Annotated in this window: 18 protein-coding genes; 12 read left to right on the top strand and 6 right to left on the bottom strand. The window is 50.3% G+C overall.

Features of this window, described 5'->3' with window-relative positions:
* The first annotated feature begins 110 nt into the window (after positions 1–110).
* Positions 111–1,247: a magnesium/cobalt transporter CorA gene (gene corA, locus ACYVJQ_RS17235; RefSeq protein ID WP_460894351.1), complete on the top strand. Its 1,137-nt coding sequence runs from the start codon at positions 111–113 to the stop codon at positions 1,245–1,247.
* 85 nt (positions 1,248–1,332) lie between these two features.
* Here the strand turns inward: corA and ACYVJQ_RS17230 are convergent, their stop codons facing one another.
* Together ACYVJQ_RS17230 and ACYVJQ_RS17225 are read right to left on the bottom strand one after the other, a co-directional pair.
* Positions 1,333–1,923 (bottom strand): YceI family protein, encoded by a 591-nt coding sequence (locus ACYVJQ_RS17230; RefSeq protein ID WP_460894350.1) that lies wholly within the window; start codon positions 1,921–1,923, stop codon positions 1,333–1,335.
* Positions 1,924–2,321: 398 nt separating this feature from the next.
* Positions 2,322–5,024 carry a hypothetical protein gene (locus ACYVJQ_RS17225; RefSeq protein WP_460894349.1) on the bottom strand — a complete coding sequence of 901 codons (2,703 nt, stop codon included), beginning with the start codon at positions 5,022–5,024 and terminating at the stop codon, positions 2,322–2,324.
* A gap of 228 nt (positions 5,025–5,252) precedes the next feature.
* Between ACYVJQ_RS17225 and dtd the strand changes: the two genes are divergently transcribed.
* The 3 genes from dtd (at position 5,253) to ACYVJQ_RS17210 (ending at position 7,111) form a co-directional block, all read left to right on the top strand.
* Positions 5,253–5,705 carry a D-aminoacyl-tRNA deacylase gene (dtd, locus tag ACYVJQ_RS17220; RefSeq protein WP_460894348.1) on the top strand — a complete coding sequence of 151 codons (453 nt, stop codon included), beginning with the start codon at positions 5,253–5,255 and terminating at the stop codon, positions 5,703–5,705.
* Between the two features lie 109 nt (positions 5,706–5,814).
* Positions 5,815–6,732 carry a hypothetical protein gene (locus tag ACYVJQ_RS17215; RefSeq protein ID WP_460894347.1) on the top strand — a complete coding sequence of 306 codons (918 nt, stop codon included), beginning with the start codon at positions 5,815–5,817 and terminating at the stop codon, positions 6,730–6,732.
* A gap of 52 nt (positions 6,733–6,784) precedes the next feature.
* Positions 6,785–7,111 (top strand): nucleotide pyrophosphohydrolase, encoded by a 327-nt coding sequence (locus ACYVJQ_RS17210; RefSeq protein ID WP_048922821.1) that lies wholly within the window; start codon positions 6,785–6,787, stop codon positions 7,109–7,111.
* 88 nt (positions 7,112–7,199) lie between these two features.
* Here ACYVJQ_RS17210 and ACYVJQ_RS17205 read toward each other — a convergent pair whose 3' ends face one another.
* Positions 7,200–7,907, bottom strand: coding sequence for a 2-phosphosulfolactate phosphatase (locus ACYVJQ_RS17205; RefSeq protein ID WP_460894346.1), 708 nt, complete (start codon positions 7,905–7,907; stop codon positions 7,200–7,202).
* 206 nt (positions 7,908–8,113) lie between these two features.
* Complete coding sequence (gcvT, locus tag ACYVJQ_RS17200; protein WP_460894345.1) at positions 8,114–9,208, bottom strand: glycine cleavage system aminomethyltransferase GcvT; 1,095 nt, start codon at positions 9,206–9,208, stop codon at positions 8,114–8,116.
* A gap of 437 nt (positions 9,209–9,645) precedes the next feature.
* On the opposite strand from gcvT, the gene ACYVJQ_RS17195 reads away from it, so the two are divergent.
* The 3 genes from ACYVJQ_RS17195 (at position 9,646) to ACYVJQ_RS17185 (ending at position 12,353) form a co-directional block, all read left to right on the top strand.
* Entirely contained in the window at positions 9,646–10,260 is a 615-nt protein-coding gene (locus ACYVJQ_RS17195) for a TetR/AcrR family transcriptional regulator (RefSeq protein ID WP_460894344.1), read from the top strand.
* 111 nt (positions 10,261–10,371) lie between these two features.
* Positions 10,372–11,850: a sensor histidine kinase gene (locus ACYVJQ_RS17190; RefSeq protein ID WP_460894343.1), complete on the top strand. Its 1,479-nt coding sequence runs from the start codon at positions 10,372–10,374 to the stop codon at positions 11,848–11,850.
* A gap of 59 nt (positions 11,851–11,909) precedes the next feature.
* A complete protein-coding gene (locus tag ACYVJQ_RS17185; RefSeq protein ID WP_460894342.1) occupies positions 11,910–12,353 on the top strand; it encodes a response regulator in 444 nt (147 codons plus the stop codon).
* Between the two features lie 113 nt (positions 12,354–12,466).
* On the opposite strand, the gene ACYVJQ_RS17180 is transcribed toward ACYVJQ_RS17185, so the two are convergent.
* Entirely contained in the window at positions 12,467–13,084 is a 618-nt protein-coding gene (locus tag ACYVJQ_RS17180; protein WP_460894341.1) for a ribonuclease HII, read from the bottom strand.
* Positions 13,085–13,274: 190 nt separating this feature from the next.
* On the opposite strand from ACYVJQ_RS17180, the gene ACYVJQ_RS17175 reads away from it, so the two are divergent.
* The 4 genes from ACYVJQ_RS17175 to ACYVJQ_RS17160 all read left to right on the top strand — a co-directional run bounded on the left by ACYVJQ_RS17175 (position 13,275) and on the right by ACYVJQ_RS17160 (position 17,764).
* Complete coding sequence (locus ACYVJQ_RS17175) at positions 13,275–13,583, top strand: DUF485 domain-containing protein (RefSeq protein WP_460894340.1); 309 nt, start codon at positions 13,275–13,277, stop codon at positions 13,581–13,583.
* Between the two features lie 43 nt (positions 13,584–13,626).
* Entirely contained in the window at positions 13,627–15,204 is a 1,578-nt protein-coding gene (locus tag ACYVJQ_RS17170) for a sodium:solute symporter family transporter (RefSeq protein WP_460894339.1), read from the top strand.
* A 198-nt stretch (positions 15,205–15,402) separates the two neighbouring features.
* Positions 15,403–17,301 carry an acetate--CoA ligase gene (gene acs, locus ACYVJQ_RS17165; RefSeq protein WP_460894338.1) on the top strand — a complete coding sequence of 633 codons (1,899 nt, stop codon included), beginning with the start codon at positions 15,403–15,405 and terminating at the stop codon, positions 17,299–17,301.
* 199 nt (positions 17,302–17,500) lie between these two features.
* Positions 17,501–17,764: a GNAT family N-acetyltransferase gene (locus tag ACYVJQ_RS17160; RefSeq protein ID WP_460894337.1), complete on the top strand. Its 264-nt coding sequence runs from the start codon at positions 17,501–17,503 to the stop codon at positions 17,762–17,764.
* A gap of 299 nt (positions 17,765–18,063) precedes the next feature.
* Here the strand turns inward: ACYVJQ_RS17160 and ACYVJQ_RS17155 are convergent, their stop codons facing one another.
* Positions 18,064–18,357, bottom strand: a complete 294-nt coding sequence (locus tag ACYVJQ_RS17155) for a LysM peptidoglycan-binding domain-containing protein (RefSeq protein ID WP_460894336.1) — start codon at positions 18,355–18,357, stop codon at positions 18,064–18,066.
* Between the two features lie 186 nt (positions 18,358–18,543).
* Here ACYVJQ_RS17155 and ACYVJQ_RS17150 point away from each other — a divergent pair, with 186 nt between their 5' ends.
* Positions 18,544–18,969, top strand: a complete 426-nt coding sequence (locus ACYVJQ_RS17150) for a lipocalin family protein (RefSeq protein ID WP_460894335.1) — start codon at positions 18,544–18,546, stop codon at positions 18,967–18,969.
* The last annotated feature ends 52 nt before the right edge of the window (positions 18,970–19,021 follow it).

The raw sequence follows: 19,021 nt of genomic DNA, 5'->3' as shown, positions 1-19,021 counted from the left end.
AACGTGCTCAAAACAGAATACAAGGCCCTGCCCTTCTTTCTACCGGGCGTAGGCATCTCAATTCAAATACTTACGTACCTTTCGGGGCAAAAGCACCTAACCACTTTCCTGTGAGCACCTCGCCAAAAGACACCCTTAGCAGCCGCATTTCCACCAAAAGCATTTTTGATAGAGGTGTGGGCCAGAAGCCAGGCTCCTTAACAGTTTCCAAAGACGCCCTGGCGCCGCGGCTCTTCCTGGTTTCTTTTGATGAGGAGAGCCACCAAGCCCTGGAATTTGACACCTATGATGATCTTTGGCAGGCCTTTCAGGCTCAGCCCGAGCTGCGCCACTGGATAGATGTGCGGGGCTACGGCGACGTGGCCTTGCTGGAGCGTATGACCCAGGATTTCAAGATCCATCCGCTGCAGATGGAAGACGTGATCAATGATTACCAGCGGCCCAAGGTAGAAGAAGAGCATAACCGGCTTTTTATAGTGTCGCGCATGGTGGCGTTCCTGCCAGACCATACCATTGAAAACGACCAGCTGTCTATCTTTACCGGGCCCAACTACGTAGTCACGTTCCAGAGCGACTATGAAGACTGTCTGGACCCGCTGCGCGAACGGATAAAAATAGGCAAGGGCTCCATCAGGCGGCGGCCCGCCATGTACATGGCCTATGCTATGCTGGATGTGGTCATGGACCATTACTTTCCGGCCATGGCCCAGCTAGGCGAATACGCTGAGGAACTGGAAGACTGCCTGTTTGAGAACCCCAACCGGCAACTGCTCAGCAAGATTCTGAACCTGAAGCGGGAAGTGGTGAAGATGAGAAGGATCATCTGGCCGGAGCGCGACAAAATCAATGAGATTCTGCGCATGGACGAGCACATGATTCCGGCAGAACTCAAGATCTACTTTAAAGACATTTATGACCACGCGGTGCAGTTGATGGACCTGGTAGACAACTACAAAGAGACCATTAACAGCCTGGCAGACCTGTATCTTTCTAACGTGAGCAACCGCATGAACGAGGTCATGAAAGTGTTGACCATCATCTCTACGGTCTTTATTCCATTAAGCTTTATTGTGGGCCTTTACGGCATGAACTTCTCCCGAACCCAGCCAGATGGTGAGGTAAACCCTTTGAACATGCCTGAGCTTTACCAACCATACGGGTACGTCACTTTGCTGGGCTTTATGCTTCTGGTAGTGATTGGAATGGTGTATTATTTCTACCGCAAGGGCTGGCTTTCAAAAAGCTAACCGCTACCTATAGCCCTAAAAAGAAATGTCCTGCAGAAGGCTTTCGCGCCAACTGCAGGACATGTTCTATGAAAAACGGGGAAGCTTATTTCTGTGCTACGAGATTCACATTCAGCTCAAACTCATTGCTGATCGCTTTGTCACCCAGGTTGTCAAAGAAAGAACCAGAACCGTATTTGATGTCATATTTAGTTCTGTCTACTTTGATGTTGGCGTTAGCCTTGATCTGGTTTCCGGCGTGCGTGATAGTGGCCGGGAACTGTACTGGCTTCTTAATGCCTTTGATGGTCAAGTCACCGGTCATCAGGTATTTTCCTTTGCCAGTTGACTTCACGTTAGTGATTACCAGGGTAGATTTAGGGTATTTGGCAGTGCTGAAGAAATCATCTGATTTCAAGTGGCCTACCAGGTCGCCGTTATATTTAGGGTCGGTGATATCGGTAACGGTAATAGAAGGCATGTCAATTTCAAACTGGCCGCCAAGAATGTTTTTACCGTCACTTTTCAGCTGACCACTGGCAATGTTAATAGCTCCGGTGTGTTCGCCGGCTACTTTAGTACCTTTCCAGGTTACTTTAGATTGGTCTTTAACCACTTTGTAGTCTACTCCTTTGCCAGCAAAGGCGAATGATCCTAGCGCAACCAGCGCGGCTAATACGGTGTTTCTAAGTTTCATCTTTGGTTGTTGTAATGTTTAACTGATGCAAATGTACAGACAATTAATGTATGTACATACATATTTTTTATTTTTTTTTAGCCAACCTTATTTAAAGCCGCTAAAAGCCGATTTCGCCCCAAATTATTTTTTTATACTGTATGAGTTCTGCCCGATTCCTGGACCTGTGGGTTACTCATTATTGGCGGGAATGATATAGCAGAATGGGAATCTCCTACCCTTCTCCCGGCAGCTAAAGATCTGTTAGGTGAATGGCTTCCGAATCTAGCCCACCAAACTACTACCTTAATTAACCAAGCTGACTGCGCCTAGGTTAGTTTGGGGCTGTTTTAGGAAAAACGGGCTTAAAACGGAAGGAAGTACTTTAAGTGTATTGCCCTGAATGGAAGAATCAAGGATTAATCCCGGCCCTGTACCACGGTTTTCTGGAGCACGCCTTTATCAGTAGAGAAAACCGTGTATTGGTTTTTCACTTCATTGTACTGCACGCTCACCGGGTAACCGGTGGTAATGGCATCCTGCCCCAGGGGCTGGGTCTGCACATCAAAAAGATAGGCTTTTCTGGGACCTGTTTCACGCACCACATACAGTTTGCGGTCTCCCCCAAAGTGGAAATACTGCACTTCTTTGGCAGAAGATGTCACAAACCGCCGGTCTAGCAACAGCTTCCCGTCTTGCTCAAACAAGGCTACCCGGCCAGGGTCTGAACGGGCAATAATAAAAGACTTGCCGCCTTCTTCCTGAATCATTTTGAAGGTACTGCGCCGGTCTGGCCTTAGCAGTTGGCGCCGCTCAATGATCTCACCGGTCAGGTCAAAGGTAATGACCTCGCCGGCCTGGCTGACGGTGGTAAACGATGAGCGCCGGAAGGAAATACCTACTTTAGGGAACAGCCCCGAGCGGATACTGGCGTTCAGGTTAATGGGGAAACCAGGGTAAGGCTCGCCCTGGGGGCTGAAAGCGTTCACCAGCCCGTTTTCCTGGACCACCAGCAATACATTGCGGCCATTTACTTTCACGTGCTGGGGAGGAGCGGCTAGGCGGCCGTCCAGGCGCATGGGTCCCCAACCGGGTTGCAGGTTGCCTTGCATGTCCAGGATAAAGACGTGACCCAGGTTGTCATCTGCCGCCAGTTTATAGTTGCCGTTCTTGTCATAGTCAAACACCGTGAGGCGCTGAAGCCGGAGGCTATCCCCCAGGGTAAACGGAAAATTATCCACGTCCTGGCCATTCTTATCAATGCAGTAAATGCGGTTGGCCGTGGCGAAGAAATACTTGAGGCGTTTGTCTGCCCCATACGGGAGTTGCAGCACAGGCCCCATCACCCTGCTGAACAAGGTATCGGTCCAGTTGCGTTTGACGTGCTTGGTGGCGCCTACCCCGTACAGCACCAACGCAGAATCCTGCACTACCAGCTCGTCACTGTTGTCTATAGGGTATTGGGTCAGGAAAGGTTGGGTGATCAGGTTCTTGGCCAGGTCAAAGGTCTCTACCTGCCAGATGCCCTCGCGGGCAATGGCGGCTTTAATGGAAGACTCTACCTGGTGGCGCAGCAAGATGCTGGTGTAGTATTGTTTCTCGGCGGCGCTGAACTGCACGCTCAGGTAATTAAATTTCTTGATGATGGCGCTGTGCCGCAGCAGGCTGGCCTGTTGTTGCGGGCTCATGGCGCGCAGGAGCAGGTTCCAGGCATTGGCGGTATTAATGAACAGCCCCAGGTTATCTTCCTGCTGTGACTCCGTTAAAAGCGGTTGCAGAGCCTCAGACTTGCTCCAGACCTTGCCAGTCTCTACATCCGTCAGGAGGGCCCGCATGGTCTGCACGTCATCGGTGAACAGGATATACTCGCCCAGGGTGGTGTAATAGGTTTGCTCAAAGCCTTTGAACAATTCGCCAAACAATTGCTGTGGGAGCTCGCGGGTAGTGAGTAACCGGATGGTATTCTTCCCGTGTTTTTCCTCGGTGCCGGCGGTGCGGCCAGGCTGCAGGCGGTTAAGCAGGGCCTGGGTGTGGGCAGGGTTAGAGGCCTGCGCAAACAGAATCTTCTCTGGGCTGGATTTGGTGTCATAGGCCTCCAGGTAGCAAAGGCCCAGTTCACCGTTAAAGGAGTTGGAAAGCGTGTCTACAAAAGACGGCTCTGTTTTGGCAGACCGCAGCACGCCCATCTGGTTCAGGCCCAGGTGTAAAACCACGGCCGCCCGCGTAGGCAGGACCTCGCGCAGCTTAAACGGTTTGGGGGCGTGCCCCTGCAACCGGCTGTACAAAGAGCCTTCCACCGTTTCTGGGTTGGAGAAACCGTTCAGGAAAAGCCGGTTGTTGTCTAGCTTAAGTTCCAGCATGCTGTTGCGACACAGGCTGCTGAGCAGGTTCACGTCATCCTGCATGTCCTTCTTCAGGAAGACACCCAGCAGGTCTGGCAATTGCTGGAAATTGATGAACACGTTGGCGTAGACGTCTGGCTGGCTCAGGTAATTGGTGCTCTTGTAATCTTTAGCCGGGGACTCCAGCTGCCCGCGGTTGATCTTCCGGATAACCTCCTCCACCAGCACCGTACTGGGGCTGATGACCAGGTTGTTGTGGAAGCTGAAATAGGAAAGGTTGTCTTTATTGGTTTTACTAACGATGTCTGTGATCTGGTAGCCCTGGTAATTGCGGCTTTCCATGCGGTACTCTCCGGTCTTGACCACTTGCTCAACCAGCGTACGAATATAGCGGTGCTCTGCCACAGTATTCACCGGCACGTAATAGATGAGTTCCTGGTCTGTGCGGCCTTGCACGTGCAAAGACACCAACACGTTTTTATTGGTGAGGAACCGGCGAAGCTGCACCCGGCCACTGGACAGGCTATCTAAGAGGGTTATCTGGTCATCCAGGCGCAGCACGTAGGGCATTTCTGAGATGGTGGCCCAGAGGTCAGACTGCTGCAAGTGGTCTATGAACCGCGGCGCGTTGTTGGTTTCCACCACAAAAACGGCGTCATCGGGTACCAGGGTCCAGAGGCTTACCTTTTCACGGGCCTCGGTCCATTTTGAAAATGCGTAAAAGCCCAGCGCCAACAGCACCACTGCACCAAACAGCCAGTAAATAGTCTTTTTTGGCATCCTGAAAGCGTAGTCCCCAACAATAAACAGGGAGGTTAGGAAACACAAAAATAACGGAAAAACAACCGCTTCAGCGATCTGCCCCCATAAATTGAAGAATGAGGCCCAAACAGCCCCTCCTGCCGCTTTTCTTCTTACCTTCGGGGGTAAAAAGCAGGCGGGCAGCGTTTTTGGCAGCCCTTTTCTGGCTCGCAGCGGCTTCTTTCACGCTGCCTAACCTAAGTTTCTATGCGCATTGTGATTCAGCGGGTGTCTGAGGCCTCCGTTACCATTGAAGGAAAGATTAACGGCCAGATTGGCCCGGGATTATTAGTATTGGCGGGCTTCACGGCTACTGACACCCAGGAAGACCTTACCTGGATGGCCAAAAAGATAGTGCAACTGCGCATTTTCTCTGATGACCAGGACAAGATGAACCTAAGCGTGCAGGACGTGAAAGACGGCATATTACTGATCAGTCAATTTACGCTCTTCGCGCTCACCAAGAAAGGGAACCGCCCCTCCTATATTCAGGCGGCCCCACCCGAGGTAGCCATCCCGCTGTACAGCCGGTTTCACCAACTGCTGGAACAGGAACTGGGCCGCTCTGTACCCACCGGTATCTTCGGCGCCGACATGAAGGTAGCCCTGGTCAACGACGGCCCCGTGACCATCACCATTGACTCGCAGAACCGGGAATAAGGGATTGTTGGTTGTTTCGAAATTCATTTAGATTAATCTTTGAGAATATCCTCAATAAAGATTTATTAAATTAATGACAGCTATAAGCTTATAAATAATTAAATAACAAATGATCACAAACATACCCAATTATAAAGATTACGAAAAAATTGCTGTTGAATGTTGGGCGCAAGCAATAGATACTTTATACAGTATTGATAAACAAATTGATGAATTAGGTATTGAGGAAGAACTAACTCAAGAAATATATGACTTTTCACAACCCCACTATAGAACTGCAATTGTATTATTACATCAGGGGATAGAAGCTATAATGAAAGGTACTATTTGCAATTACTCTCCAATGTTATTAATTGATAATAAACGTACAGACTGGCCAGTATTACCTACGCAGAGGAATAAAGACTTTAATGAGCTATTTACAATTGGAGCTGAATCCTTACTATATACCTATTGTGCTGTGGTTGGGGACTCAGTTACACACGAAACTGTCATCTTTCTCGAAAGAATAAGAAAGTTAAGGAATGAGATCGTACATGGGTTTAACTCTAAAAAAATAAAACCTAAAGAAATTTTAAAAGATATACTTAATTCTTATACAACTTTTATAGGTAAAGACGAATGGTGGAATGAATTGAGAAGATTGCATTGGGAGCATCCTCTTATGTTTTATTATGATTCTGGATCTGAAAGATCGAGTTTCGCTGAAAGACTAAATTATGTTTTAAAAAAATTAGGAAAAGGCGAATTCCTAAAACATAGTTCTTTCAATATCAAACAAAGAAGGTACATATGTCCATTTTGCAAAAATGAGTTCGAGAGAGAGTATGATGATTACGATTTAAAATGGGCAATATTAAAACCAAACACACAATTAAGCACCACATTAGTCTGCTATAATTGTGACCAAGAAACTGAAATTATTAGAAAAGAATGCACAAACGAAACCTGTGAAGGCAATGTAATCCACTTGGAAGAATATAATAATTTCTGCATGACGTGCGGTCATTCTCAGAGTAAAGGTTGATTCAACCCAGCTGTTAACCCATTCAATCACTCATTCTCTAATTATCAAAAACATGACCTTAGAAGAAGCCCAGCAAAGCGTAGACACCTGGATCAAAGAAGTGGGGGTTCGGTATTTCTCTGAGCTGACTAACCTGGCCATTCTCACCGAGGAAGTAGGCGAAGTGGCCCGCATCATTGCGCGCCGGTACGGCGATCAGTCGTTTAAGAAAAGCGATGAAGAGGTAGACCTGGGCGCAGAGATGGCCGATGTGCTGTTTGTCTTGATTGCCCTGGCCAACCAGACCGGCGTGAACCTCACCGAGGCCTTCGCCAAAGGCATGGAGAAACGCACTTCCAGAGACAAAGACCGCCACCAGAACAACCCTAAATTGAGGTAACCCCATAAAAAGAGCCTTCCTGTTTTGGGGCCGCTTTTGGAAAAACGGCCCCAAAACAGGAAGGCTCTTTTCTGCAGAGAATAGGCTCTTACTGAGCGGGTACCAGAAAATCTCCCTGCAGAACAGGAACTACCTGATACACGTCTTCCTGGAGGCAGAATTCAATATCGGGTAGAATATGCAGTCGCTCCAGCCGCTGCACGTGCGAGGACATGGACAAAAAGCCCAGCAAATCTGACTTGGCGGTTTGGTACAGGTGATAGGCTGCCAGCGTGGCATCATGGTTCAGTTCAAAATCCCCTTCCAGGCGCTCGGCCAGGGCTCCGGCAAACAGGGTGTCTTCCAGGTTGAACAGGCCTTTCCAGCCCGCGCATACCACCACTACGTCTTTGCCCGCTTGGCGCAGGTAGTCGGCCACCGCGCCCACGTTCAGAAACGCCCCAATCAACACCTCATCTGCGGCGCGGGAAAGCCGAATAGCCTGCGTACCGTTAGTGGTAGTGATGGCTAGGTGGCGGCCGCGCACACTTTCCTCGCGGTAATGAAACGGCGAATTGCCCAGATCAAAACCCTCGGCCTTTACGCCATCCCGCTCAGCGGCCACCAGGTAGTTCTGGTCTTTATAGGCCATGCATTCGGTGAGTTCACTTACGGGCGCAATGTGTACCACGCCATGAGACAGGGCCGTAACCATGCTGGAGGTGGCCCGCAGCACGTCTACCGCCACGGCAATCTTTCCTTGTAACTTAAAAAGGGGCAACAGCTCTGGGCTGAAGCAAACATCTATGGAAGGCATTTTTATGAATTCTGAGTCTTGAGTTCTGAGTCCTGAGTCTTTGGTTCTTGAGTGGTTGCGTCTTAAAAAATTGACGTTTCGGGCCTGTTTTTGGAAAAACAGGCCCGAAACGTCAAGATGGTTCTGAACCCTGAACCCCTGAAGAATTTTTCAACCCAGGAATCAGAACTCAAGACTCAGAACTCTTTGCAAAGACTTAGAACTACCTATAAGGTTGGCTTGTAGAAAGGCAGTTTTACTACCTGGGCCTTGAGTTGCTTGTTGCGCACTTTGATAAAGATCTCGGTGCCCGGGGTAGTGAATTCTGCTTGCAGGTAACCCAGCCCTACGCCTTTACCCAAAGAGGGAGACATGGTACCGGAGGTCACCTCGCCAATGGTTTGGCCTTCGGCGTTTACTATCTCATAGTGGCTGCGCGGAATGCCTTGCTCCATCATCTCAAAACCAATGAGCTTGCGGCTCACGCCCTGCTCTTTCTGGGCTTTCAGGTTCTGGGCATTGGTGAAGTCTTTGCTGAATTTAGTCACCCAACCCAGACCAGCCTCTAGCGGCGAGGTGGTATCTGTAATGTCATTGCCGTACAGGCAGTAGCCCATCTCCAGACGCAGGGTGTCGCGGGCGCCCAGGCCAATGGGCTTGATACCTACCGGCGCACCGGCTTCCATGATTTTCTCAAACACCTCTTTGGCGTTCTCATTGGGCACGTAGATCTCAAACCCGCCGGCGCCGGTGTAACCGGTAGCGGAGATGATCACGTCTGGCACCCCGGCAAACACGCCTTTGTCAAAGGTGTAATACACCATATTGGCCAGATCAACAGTGGTCAGTGATTGTAGCGCTTCTACGGCTTTAGGTCCCTGCACCGCAAAAAGCGACGTCTCATCAGAGATATTCTTCAGTTGGGCGTTATTGGTGTTGAACTGGCTAATCCAGTTCCAGTCTTTTTCAATGTTAGAGGCGTTCACCACCAGCATGTATTCTTCGGGGGCCAGGCAATACACCAGCAGGTCATCCACAATGCCGCCTTCCTGGTTTGGCAGGTAAGCGTACTGGATCTTGCCCGGCGTAAGCTTAGAGGCGTCATTAGAGGTTACCCGTTGGATAAGGTCTAAGGCGTTTGGTCCTGACACCAGGAACTCGCCCATGTGCGAGACATCAAAAATACCCACTGCTTTTCTCACAGCGTGGTGCTCTTCCAGGTCAGAGCTGTAGCGTACGGGCATGTTGTAGCCGGCAAAAGGGACCATTTTGGCGCCCAGTGCCTCATGCACATCGTTTAGGGCTATTTTCTTTAATTCCATTGTATGTTTGCTTTAGCTGGTGCAGTAAATTGACAGGCAAAAGTAGGCAAATAGCCTGGGTTTAGAAACCGGTATTTCAGGGGCAGGTAATTAGCAGTTGCTATGGTACTCATTTGAAAACCATCTCATGCCTTACTAAATTAAATACAAAATCAATACCTACCCTTAGGTATTATAACATGGCGAATAGTGCAACAGAAACCTCAGAAACGTGTTAAAACAGAGGAACCCCGCTAAAAATCAGCATTACACTTATTACTTATATCCCATATTATGGTTTAAAAATTCAAAACTAGGCCCAGTTGACGCACGTAATACCTTAGTTAGTAAAATTCCCCCTACTAGAGTCTTCTGCGACCTGCTCTCCTTTCACAGAAAAAGAGGAAGTCAGGAGAATTTGAACTGGAGAATTGCTTTGTACGCTTAACGCCGGAGGTATGAGTTTTAGGGATACAATTTTAAACGAGGCGCAGATAATCTTTGAGAAAAAGGGAATAGAAAATACGTCTATTGATAATTTATTGACTGCTTTGGGTATTTCAAGGGGTACTCTGCATGAGATTGCCCCTACTAAGAAATACCTGGTACAGCTGTGCATCATTCAGTCTATTGAAAACAGGCAGGCCGTAGTAGAAGAGATAGTAGCGGCGGCAGACCACCCTATGGAAGCGGTGCTGCAGTTACTGCAACTGAGCATGGAAGAGGTGCACTCCTTCAGTTCTGAGTTTGTGCAGGACCTGCGCGATTTCTACCCCAGATCCTGGGCCCGCCTGGAGCTGTTCATGCGCAGTCTTTCCCGCAACTACCTGCAGCCCCTTTTGGCTAAAAGCATTGAGTTAGGCTACCTGCAGCAAGACCTACCGCCGGAGTTGGTGGTGCGCCTGTTCTTAAATCAGTTACAGGGCTTGCTCAACCCACAACTGTTTCCGGCAGATGCGTTTGATTACCAGCAATTGTTTAAAATAGTGTTTGTTTACCATTTAAGAGGCTGTGCTACGCCCTTGGGGCAGCAACACATTGAAAAATTTACGCACAAAGCCATGACTGTTTAAGGTCTCTAAAAAAGGACTAAATTTACCTGGCCGGCTTTCCTGAAAAAGGAGAGCTCGGCTTTTCTGTATATATACCCAGAGAGGCCATTTCTCTCTTCTAGCGCGCGCCCCATGAATCTTTCAACCAAGCTCTTTGCCGGCTTCGTTCTTATTTCTTTCCTGTTTACGGCCGTGGCCATTGTCAATTACCGCCTCTCAGAAGACGTGATTGCCAACTCCAACTTCGTTACTGATTCGCAGAACATTACCCGTACCTCAGCGTCTCTGCAAAGGAGCCTTATTGATATGGAAACCGGTCTGCGGGGCTACCTGCTCACGGGCAACAAAACGTTTCTGGAGCCTTACAATTCAGCGGCAGAGCTTTTACCCAGCCAGTTTCAGCTGCTCAAGGACTACATGAAGGAAAACCCTGAGCAGTTAAAGCGGGTGAAGGAGATTGAAGACATCCATGAGAAGTGGCGGCGGGATTTTGCCGAACTCCTTATTGTGGAGAAAGAGAAAGAAACCGCCAAAGGCGATTCAACCGGCAAGGTCACCGCCCTGGACCACGGCTTTCTGGTGGTTAACGAGGAAGGGAAACGCCTTACTGACCAGATGCGGGTGTATTTCAAATCCTTTAACAGCATTGAGTTTCAGGTGCGGGAAGTGCGCAAGACCCGCCTGGAGGAAAGTATTGAAGACACCCGCCGCATTTCCACCACGCTCACCATCTTCTCGGTGCTGCTGGGCCTGAGCTGGGCATACTACATTACCCGCCTTATCTCGCGCCGCATCATGAAAATGGTGAACCTGGCAGACCGCATCTCACATGGCGAATACAAAACCCAGATTGAGGACAATGAACGGGATGAACTCTCCCGGCTGTCTGCGTCCCTTAACCGCATGGCTGAAACCATTGACACCACCTTTACCCAGCTAGACAGCAAGAACAAGGAACTGGACCAGTTTGCCTACGTGGTATCCCATGACCTGAAGGCTCCGCTGCGCGGCATTGAGAACGCCTCCCGCTGGGTAGAAGAAGACATGGGCAAAGAGCTGCCAGACCACATACGCGAATACCTCATGATGATGCGCATACGGGTGCACCGCATGGAAAACCTGATTAATGGTATTCTAGCATTGGCCCGCATTGGCCGCTCTAACCTGGAGGAGGAAACGGTAGACGTGCAGTACCTCCTCTTTGAAGTGATTGACATGCTTAATCCGCCGGCCGGTTTCCAGGTGCATTTACCGGAGCGCCTGCCCAAAGTGCACGCCGCCAAGGTAGAGTTGCAGCAAGTATTCTCCAACCTGATCAGTAACGCCATTAAATACCACCACGCCCCCGAAGGCAACATAACGGTGGGCTACCAGGAGTTGGAAGACCAGCATGAGTTCTCTGTGGCAGATGATGGCCCCGGCATTGAGCAGGAGTACCATGACCGTATTTTTGTGCTGTTCCAGACCCTGCAGGAACGTGATGCCGTGGAAAGTACCGGGGTTGGCCTGGCCATTGTGAAAAAAATTGTAGAGAGGCGCGGAGGCCGCATAAAAGTGGATTCCCAGATGGGAAAAGGCTCGGTTTTCAGCTTCACCTGGCCTAAAGTGTAATTGACCCTCCCGTATTTTTACCTTATATTTGAAATTTACCAGTACCTAAAGAAAGAGAAATGAGTGAACCGCAAGCCAGTATTTTGTTAGTAGAAGACGATTATCTTGACGCCATGAGCGTGGAGAGAGAGTTAAGGAAAATCAAAGTGATGGTTCCGCTCCACAAAGCCAAAAACGGACGTGAGGCCCTGGCCATGCTCCGCGGAGAGCCCGGAGTGCCTAAGCTCAACCCGTTGCCCACTATCATTTTGCTAGACATCAACATGCCAAAGATGAACGGGATTGAGTTTCTGGAAGAGTTGCGCCGCGACCCTTTCCTGTCTCACCTGAACGTTTTCATCATGACTACCTCCAGTGAAGACTCTGACCGCCACGCGGCCCAAAACCTACGGGTAAATGGCTACATTGTAAAGCCCCTTACCTTTGACACTTTTAATGATGGCGCCTCCAGCCTGGACAGCTTCAGCCTGTTTCTGGACCTGCTTAAACTGAAACCCCAATAACCCTTCCCCCTTTCCCTTTAAAAGCCGAAATCCGTTTTGGGCCTGTTTTTCAGAAAACAGGCCCAAAACGGATTTCGGCTTTTAGGCTTGTGTTAAACGCTTATTTCTATCTTTTAATCTTGCGGCTCCATTTCCAGGGCTAGTTCTACTGGGTCTGCCAACAGCTTGAAGGTAAGCCGGTGGTGCGCGCAGGTACCGTGCAGGGCAATGGCGGCTCGATGGGTTTTGGTGGGGTAACCGGCGTTCTGCTCCCAACCGTACTGCGGGTGCTCGGCGGCCAGGGTGCGCATAAGGTCATCGCGGTGCGTTTTGGCCAGGATGGAGGCCGCGGCAATACTGAAGAACCGGCTGTCGCCTTTCACCATGCAGGCATGTGGCACCTCTTTATAAGGGGTGAACCGGTTGCCGTCTACCAGCAGGTACTCCGGGGCAATGGGCAATTGGTCCAAAGCCCGGTGCATGGCCAGAAAGGAGGCCTTCAAGATATTAATGGCATCTATCTCCTGGGGGCTCACCTGGGCCACGGCCCAATGGATGGCGTTTTTGGTCACCTCCTCGCGCAGCAGTTCCCGTTGTTTGGCGTTCAGTTGTTTAGAGTCTGTGAGCAACGGATGAAAATAGTCTGGCGGCAATACCACGGCAGACGCCACCACCGGCCCCGCTAAACACCCGCGGCCCGCCTCATCCAGGCCTACCTCTAACACTTTACCGCTATAATTGGAAATGAGCATGTTGCCTATTTTATCATTTTCTAATCCTAAACAGCAAATTGACGCAAATAATTCTAATTAATATAGGCTTATATAAATATATCTCCTTAAATTAAGCAGCCTTATCATCAAAAAGGTATTCACCTGCCCAAGTTAGTTCTTTGCCAGGCAATATGTCTTTTGTTTTACATGTACTATTGACAATTCCTTTATGAGCCAACCCCATCAAACCAACCATGAAATTCTGGAGAGCCCTGCCTTCAAGAAACTGGTCAAACAGCGCTGGTCTTTCTCCTTGATCCTCACCTTCTGCATGCTGTTTGTCTATTTTGGCTTTCTGCTGCTGGTAGCCTTCAACAAAGACGTACTGGCGTCCCGTATTGGAGACGTGACAACGCTTGCCATTCCAGTGGGCTTGGGTATTATCCTGTTTGCCTGGGTGCTTACGGGCATCTATGTATTCTGGGCCAACAACAAGTACGACAACTCTGTGGAAGAATTCAAAAGCAAAATTCTTTAGCCTTACCCCTACTCCCATCCTACCCTCCTTACCACTCTAACAAATGCTTTCATCAAACATCCTGCTTCTGGTCGCCCCACCGTCTAACTCCACGTTGGGCACGGCCAATCCGGTGTCTATTGCCATGTTTTTCCTCTTTGTGGCCGTAACGCTTTACATTACCTACTGGGCCGCCAAGAAAACCAAGACCGGCTCTGAGTTCTACGCCGCCGGCCGTAACATCTCGGGCTTCCAGAACGGCCTGGCCCTGGCTGGCGACTATATGAGTGCCGCCTCCTTTCTGGGCATTGCCGGCATGGTGGCCACCAAAGGCTATGACGGCCTTATCTACTCCATCGGGTTTCTGGTGGGCTGGCCGCTCATCATGTTTTTGATCGCCGAGCCCCTGCGTAACCTGGGTAAGTATACCTTCGCCGATGTGGTGGCCTACCGCCTGCGCCAGCGCCCTATCAGAATTGCCTCTAGCGTGGGTTCGTTGCTTACCATTGCCTTCTACCTGATTGCCCAAATGGTGGGCGCCGGCGGTCTTATCAAAACCCTGTTCGGGCTGGAATATGAATATGCCGTAGTGGTGGTAGGTATTGTAATGACCATGTATGTGCTTTTTGGCGGCATGATTGCCACTACTTGGGTACAGATCATTAAAGCGGTATTGCTCTTGAGCGGGGCTACGGTGCTGGTGTTGCTTTCGCTGGCTAAGTTTGGATTTAGCCCCGGCAACCTGCTGCAGACGGTAAGCACACAATACGGCCAGGAAATGCTGTCGCCGGGCGGATACATCACCAACCCGTTTGACGCGTTGTCTCTGGGGCTGGCGCTGATGCTGGGTACGGCCGGCTTGCCGCACATTCTCATGCGCTTTTACACCGTGCCTAACGCGAAAGCCGCCCGCAAATCGGTGTTCGTGGCTACGGGCTTTATCGGGTATTTCTATCTGCTCACGTTTTTGATCGGCTTTTCGGCCATGGCGTTGGTGGGCAAGCCAGCTATTGAGGGTATAGACAAGGGCGGTAACATGGCGGCCCTGCTGCTAGCCGAGCAAACCGGGGGAACGGCGTTCCTGGGCTTTATTGCCGCCGTGGCCTTTGCCACCATTCTGGCGGTAGTGGCGGGACTGACTTTATCTGGCGCTTCCAGTATTTCGCACGACCTGTACGTGCACGTGTTCAAGAACGGCGTCTCTAATGAGAAAGGCGAGATGAAAGTAGCCAAGCGCGCCACCGTGGCCCTGGGCATTCTCTCTATTTTGCTGGGCTTGGTGTTCAAGGGGCAGAACGTGGCGTTTATGGTGGGCCTTGCGTTCTCTATTGCCGCCAGCGCCAACTTCCCCGCCCTGCTCATGTCCATTATCTGGAAACGGTTTACCACCAAAGGGGCGGTTTGGAGCATCGCCACCGGCGCCCTGCTTTCTTTGGTACTTATCGTACTCAGCCCTACCATCATGGTAGACATCATGGGCTATGACGAAGCTATTTTCCCGCTCAAGAACCCGGCGTTGGTGTCTATGACCGGCGCGTTTCTAATGGGAATTGTAGTGTCTCTGCTGCAACCGGAGCCTACCGCCGCCGCCAAGTTTGAATCTGAGAAACTGAGAACCTACCTGGGCGTGGGCGCGGAGTAAAGCAGCCTTTCCCAGCTAGCTGCATGAGGCGTTTTAAGGCTACTTTTTGAAAAGTAGGCTTAAAACGCCTCAGGTCTTTTCATACCAAACCGGGCCCTTATCCTGTGAATTTGATAAAATTCCAGCCAATTGGCTGCCATCTTTGGCTACTTCAGTTTAAATTTCAATATTAAACCCCCAAACCGACCTAACAAACAAATGGATTACCGCATTAATACTTTTGAAGAGTACCAGGAAACCTACCAGCGCAGCGTAGACCAACCAGAGGAGTTCTGGGCCGGCATAGCCGATAATTTTGTCTGGCGCAAAAAGTGGGACAAGGTGCTGGACTGGAACTTTGTTGAGCCTAAGGTGAAATGGTTTGTGAACGGCAAGCTCAACATCACCGAGAACTGCCTGGACCGCCACCTGGAAAAGCGCGGCAACAAACTGGCCCTCATCTGGGAGCCCAATGACCCCAAAGAGCGTTTTGTGCGCTACACGTACCGCGAGTTGCACGAGAAGGTCTGCCAGATGGCCAACGTGCTCAAGCGCAACGGCGTGAAGAAAGGCGACCGCGTAGTGATTTACCTGCCCATGATCCCTGAACTGGCGTTCAGCATGCTGGCCTGTGCCCGCATTGGGGCCGTGCACTCGGTGATTTTTGCAGGGTTCTCCCATACTGCTATGGCAGACCGCATCAATGATGCCCAAGCTAAAGTAGTGATTACCTCAGATGGTCTGAACCGTGGCTCCAAGCAGATTCCCGTCAAACGTGTGGTGGATGAAGCCGTAGCCGATTGCCCCAGCGTGGAGAAAATAATAGTAGTAGAGCGGGTAAGCTGGGCGGTGCAGATGAAGGAAGGCCGTGACGTGTGGTACCATGAAGAAGTGGAACACGTTGACAAAAACTGCCCCGCTGAGGAAATGGACGCTGAAGACTTACTCTTTATCCTCTACACCTCCGGCTCTACCGGCAAGCCCAAAGGCGTGGTGCATACCTGCGGCGGCTACATGGTCTACACAGACTACACCTTCAGAAACGTGTTCCAGTACCAGGAAAGCGACATTTACTGGTGCACCGCAGACCTGGGTTGGGTAACCGGCCACTCCTACCTGCTCTATGGACCACTACTGAGCGGCGCCACTACCTTGATGTTTGAAGGTGTACCTACGTTCCCAGACCCAGGCCGTTTCTGGCAGGTGATTGACAAATTCGGTGTGAACATTTTCTATACCGCGCCAACCGCCATCCGGTCGTTGATGGCTTCTGGCCTGGACCACGTACTGTCCTATAGCCTGGATTCTCTGCGGGTATTGGGCTCAGTGGGTGAACCTATCAATGAGGAAGCGTGGTACTGGTACTACATTCACGTGGGCAAAGAGCGCTGCCCGGTGGTAGACACCTGGTGGCAGACTGAGACGGGCGGCATCATGCTCAGCTCGCTGGCCAACGTGACGCCTACCAAGCCCGGCCACGCAGCCTATGCACTACCAGGCGTGCAGCCTATTCTGGTTGACCAGGCCGGCGAGGAAATCACAGAAAACGAACAGGAAGGCTACCTCTGCGTGAAATTCCCGTGGCCCGGCATGATCAGGACCACTTATGGCGACCATGAGCGCTGCCGCCAGAGCTATTTCAGCGCCTACCCGGGCCTGTATTTCACCGGTGATGGGGCCAAGCGGGACAAAGACGGCCTCTGGCGTATTATTGGCCGCGTAGATGACGTGATCAACGTGTCTGGGCACCGCTTCGGCACCGCCGAGATTGAGAACGCCATCAACCAGAATAAGCACATAGTGGAAAGCGCCGTGGTAGGGTACCCACATGATGTGAAAGGGCAAGGCATTTACGCCTTTGTGGTCTGCGGCGATGAGAGCCCGCAGAGCCCCGAGAACCTGCGCGCCGAGGTGATTGAGACCGTAGTGGACCAGATTGGTAAGATTGCCAAACCAGACAAGATCCAGATTGTGAGTGGGCTTCCCAAAACCAGATCCGGGAAGATCATGCGCCGCATTCTGCGCAAGGTAGCTGAGGGCGAAACCTCTAACCTGGGGGATACCAGCACGCTGTTAGACCCACCTATTGTAGACGAGATTATTCAAGGGGCCTTATAAGCCCCTTTTTTTTGGCTGATGCACGGTCAATTCCCAAGCGAGAGCTTTAATGTGTCTCTTCCGTCTTACCTTTTGCCGGGATTTACGTTTCAGAGTCTGGTATGACCCGGCTTTTCAGGTTACCTTATGTTTGGCAGAGGCATTACCCAAGCGGTTTAGCTGCTTTTGAAACCTATTTTTTATTCCTATTCCCAGTAAAATGAAGATAAATATTCGGCATGACCAACAAGATCAGCAGTTTACCGCCTGCCTTAACGAAGATGAAATAGGCGAACTGGCCTATGCCCTGCCGGAACCGCAGGTGATTGATTTCCAGCATACCTTTATCGAGGAAGAGCACCGGGGCAAAGGAGTAGCCGACCAACTTATCAAACATGGCCTTGACTACGCCCAGCAGCAGAAACTGGAAGTGAGGGCCACCTGCACCGCCGTGGCACGTTACCTGGAGAAAAACCCGCTGTAGCCCCCTTTGCATTTTTGACACCTTACCCTAGGAGGAATTATTTCTAAAAGACAAGGCTTTGATTTCATAAGGATAAAAAGAGGCCACTCGCAAATAGCACTTTGCGGGTGGCCTCTTTCTTTTCGGCCCTAAGAAAAGGCACTTGTAGTGAATGCTCCAGCGTGCGCGCCGTTGCGGTTTGTCAGTTTAATTTATTTCCTGGTTTGGGTCTGTTTTTTAAAAAACAGGCTATAAACAGAAAAAGAGCCTGAACATGGGTTCAGACTCTTTTCTCTACAAACAAACCTAATAAAGTCTTCTTATCTGGGAATGATCAATTGCTGGCCTGGGTGAATGAGGTTAGGGTCTTTGATCTGATCCAGGTTGGCTTGGTGAATCTTGTGCCACTGTTGGGCATCGCCGTACAGGTTTTTGGCAATTTTAGAGAGAGAGTCTCCGCTCTTTACGGTATATGTTTCCTGGCCGGCGGTAGGAGTAGTTCCGGCCGCTGGCTGGCCGGCGTTTTGCTTAAAAAAATCGGTTCCTCCGGGTTGGGTAGCTGGCTTTTGAACCGGCTTCTCCTCGCCTTTTTTTAGAAAATCAAAAAGTCCCATAGTTGTATTTTAAGGTTAATGGTCAGTTTCTTAAATAAGTATCTGGCTGGCAGACACGTTTCTACTTACGGGGGCGTACTAGATAAGTTTATTTCTTTTCTTAGAACTGTCCCTGAAAAGGCACGTATGAAAAACGGGTTTGCCGAACGCATACCAGATAAATACTGAAACCATAAACCTAAAACTATGAAAATGAGAACCGCATCTTCTGCCAGCCGTCTGTTTACCCTTGTGTGCCTGGTTTGGCTGAGCGCCTTTACCTTTAGCTGTAACAAAAAGAACGAAGGAGGCGGCAATGCTTCCATGATTTCAGGTACCTCCAGCAAAGTCTGGAAAGCCAGCAAAGAAACCACCGCCTCCGGCGACAAAGACAAGATAAGCGGCGACGAAAAGCAGGAGCAAATCCAGTTCTTCGCCAACGGCAACTTCACCCAAACCTCGGCCAGCAACTCTGCCAACGGAACCTGGGCCTATGATGCCGCCAACAAGACCCTGAGTCTGACTTATGCCGGCAGCAGCACCAGCGAGAACTTCACGGTGACTGAACTAGACGAGGATGACCTGAAACTGCAGGCCCCAGACGGCTCTACCCTTACCATGAAAGCCGAATAACATTACCTTTCCTTTCTCTGACAGCAGGCCCGCTTAAGCAATTTAGGTGGGC

The sequence above is a fragment of the Rufibacter soli genome (assembly GCF_054781795.1).
This window is presented reverse-complemented; position numbering and strand designations above follow the sequence as displayed.

What these genes read in the sequence shown, in the direction of transcription:
- ACYVJQ_RS17160 (WP_460894337.1), top strand. Translation starts at nt 17,501, where the DNA reads ATGAAGATAAATATTCGGCATGACCAACAAGATCAGCAGTTTACCGCC.
- ACYVJQ_RS17190 (WP_460894343.1), top strand. Translation starts at nt 10,372, where the DNA reads ATGAATCTTTCAACCAAGCTCTTTGCCGGCTTCGTTCTTATTTCTTTC.
- ACYVJQ_RS17230 (WP_460894350.1), bottom strand. Translation starts at nt 1,923, where the DNA reads ATGAAACTTAGAAACACCGTATTAGCCGCGCTGGTTGCGCTAGGATCA.
- ACYVJQ_RS17225 (WP_460894349.1), bottom strand. Translation starts at nt 5,024, where the DNA reads ATGCCAAAAAAGACTATTTACTGGCTGTTTGGTGCAGTGGTGCTGTTG.
- ACYVJQ_RS17215 (WP_460894347.1), top strand. Translation starts at nt 5,815, where the DNA reads ATGATCACAAACATACCCAATTATAAAGATTACGAAAAAATTGCTGTT.
- ACYVJQ_RS17155 (WP_460894336.1), bottom strand. Translation starts at nt 18,357, where the DNA reads ATGGGACTTTTTGATTTTCTAAAAAAAGGCGAGGAGAAGCCGGTTCAA.
- gcvT (WP_460894345.1), bottom strand. Translation starts at nt 9,208, where the DNA reads ATGGAATTAAAGAAAATAGCCCTAAACGATGTGCATGAGGCACTGGGC.
- ACYVJQ_RS17195 (WP_460894344.1), top strand. Translation starts at nt 9,646, where the DNA reads ATGAGTTTTAGGGATACAATTTTAAACGAGGCGCAGATAATCTTTGAG.
- ACYVJQ_RS17185 (WP_460894342.1), top strand. Translation starts at nt 11,910, where the DNA reads ATGAGTGAACCGCAAGCCAGTATTTTGTTAGTAGAAGACGATTATCTT.
- acs (WP_460894338.1), top strand. Translation starts at nt 15,403, where the DNA reads ATGGATTACCGCATTAATACTTTTGAAGAGTACCAGGAAACCTACCAG.
- ACYVJQ_RS17180 (WP_460894341.1), bottom strand. Translation starts at nt 13,084, where the DNA reads ATGCTCATTTCCAATTATAGCGGTAAAGTGTTAGAGGTAGGCCTGGAT.
- dtd (WP_460894348.1), top strand. Translation starts at nt 5,253, where the DNA reads ATGCGCATTGTGATTCAGCGGGTGTCTGAGGCCTCCGTTACCATTGAA.
- ACYVJQ_RS17175 (WP_460894340.1), top strand. Translation starts at nt 13,275, where the DNA reads ATGAGCCAACCCCATCAAACCAACCATGAAATTCTGGAGAGCCCTGCC.
- ACYVJQ_RS17150 (WP_460894335.1), top strand. Translation starts at nt 18,544, where the DNA reads ATGAAAATGAGAACCGCATCTTCTGCCAGCCGTCTGTTTACCCTTGTG.
- ACYVJQ_RS17205 (WP_460894346.1), bottom strand. Translation starts at nt 7,907, where the DNA reads ATGCCTTCCATAGATGTTTGCTTCAGCCCAGAGCTGTTGCCCCTTTTT.
- ACYVJQ_RS17210 (WP_048922821.1), top strand. Translation starts at nt 6,785, where the DNA reads ATGACCTTAGAAGAAGCCCAGCAAAGCGTAGACACCTGGATCAAAGAA.
- ACYVJQ_RS17170 (WP_460894339.1), top strand. Translation starts at nt 13,627, where the DNA reads ATGCTTTCATCAAACATCCTGCTTCTGGTCGCCCCACCGTCTAACTCC.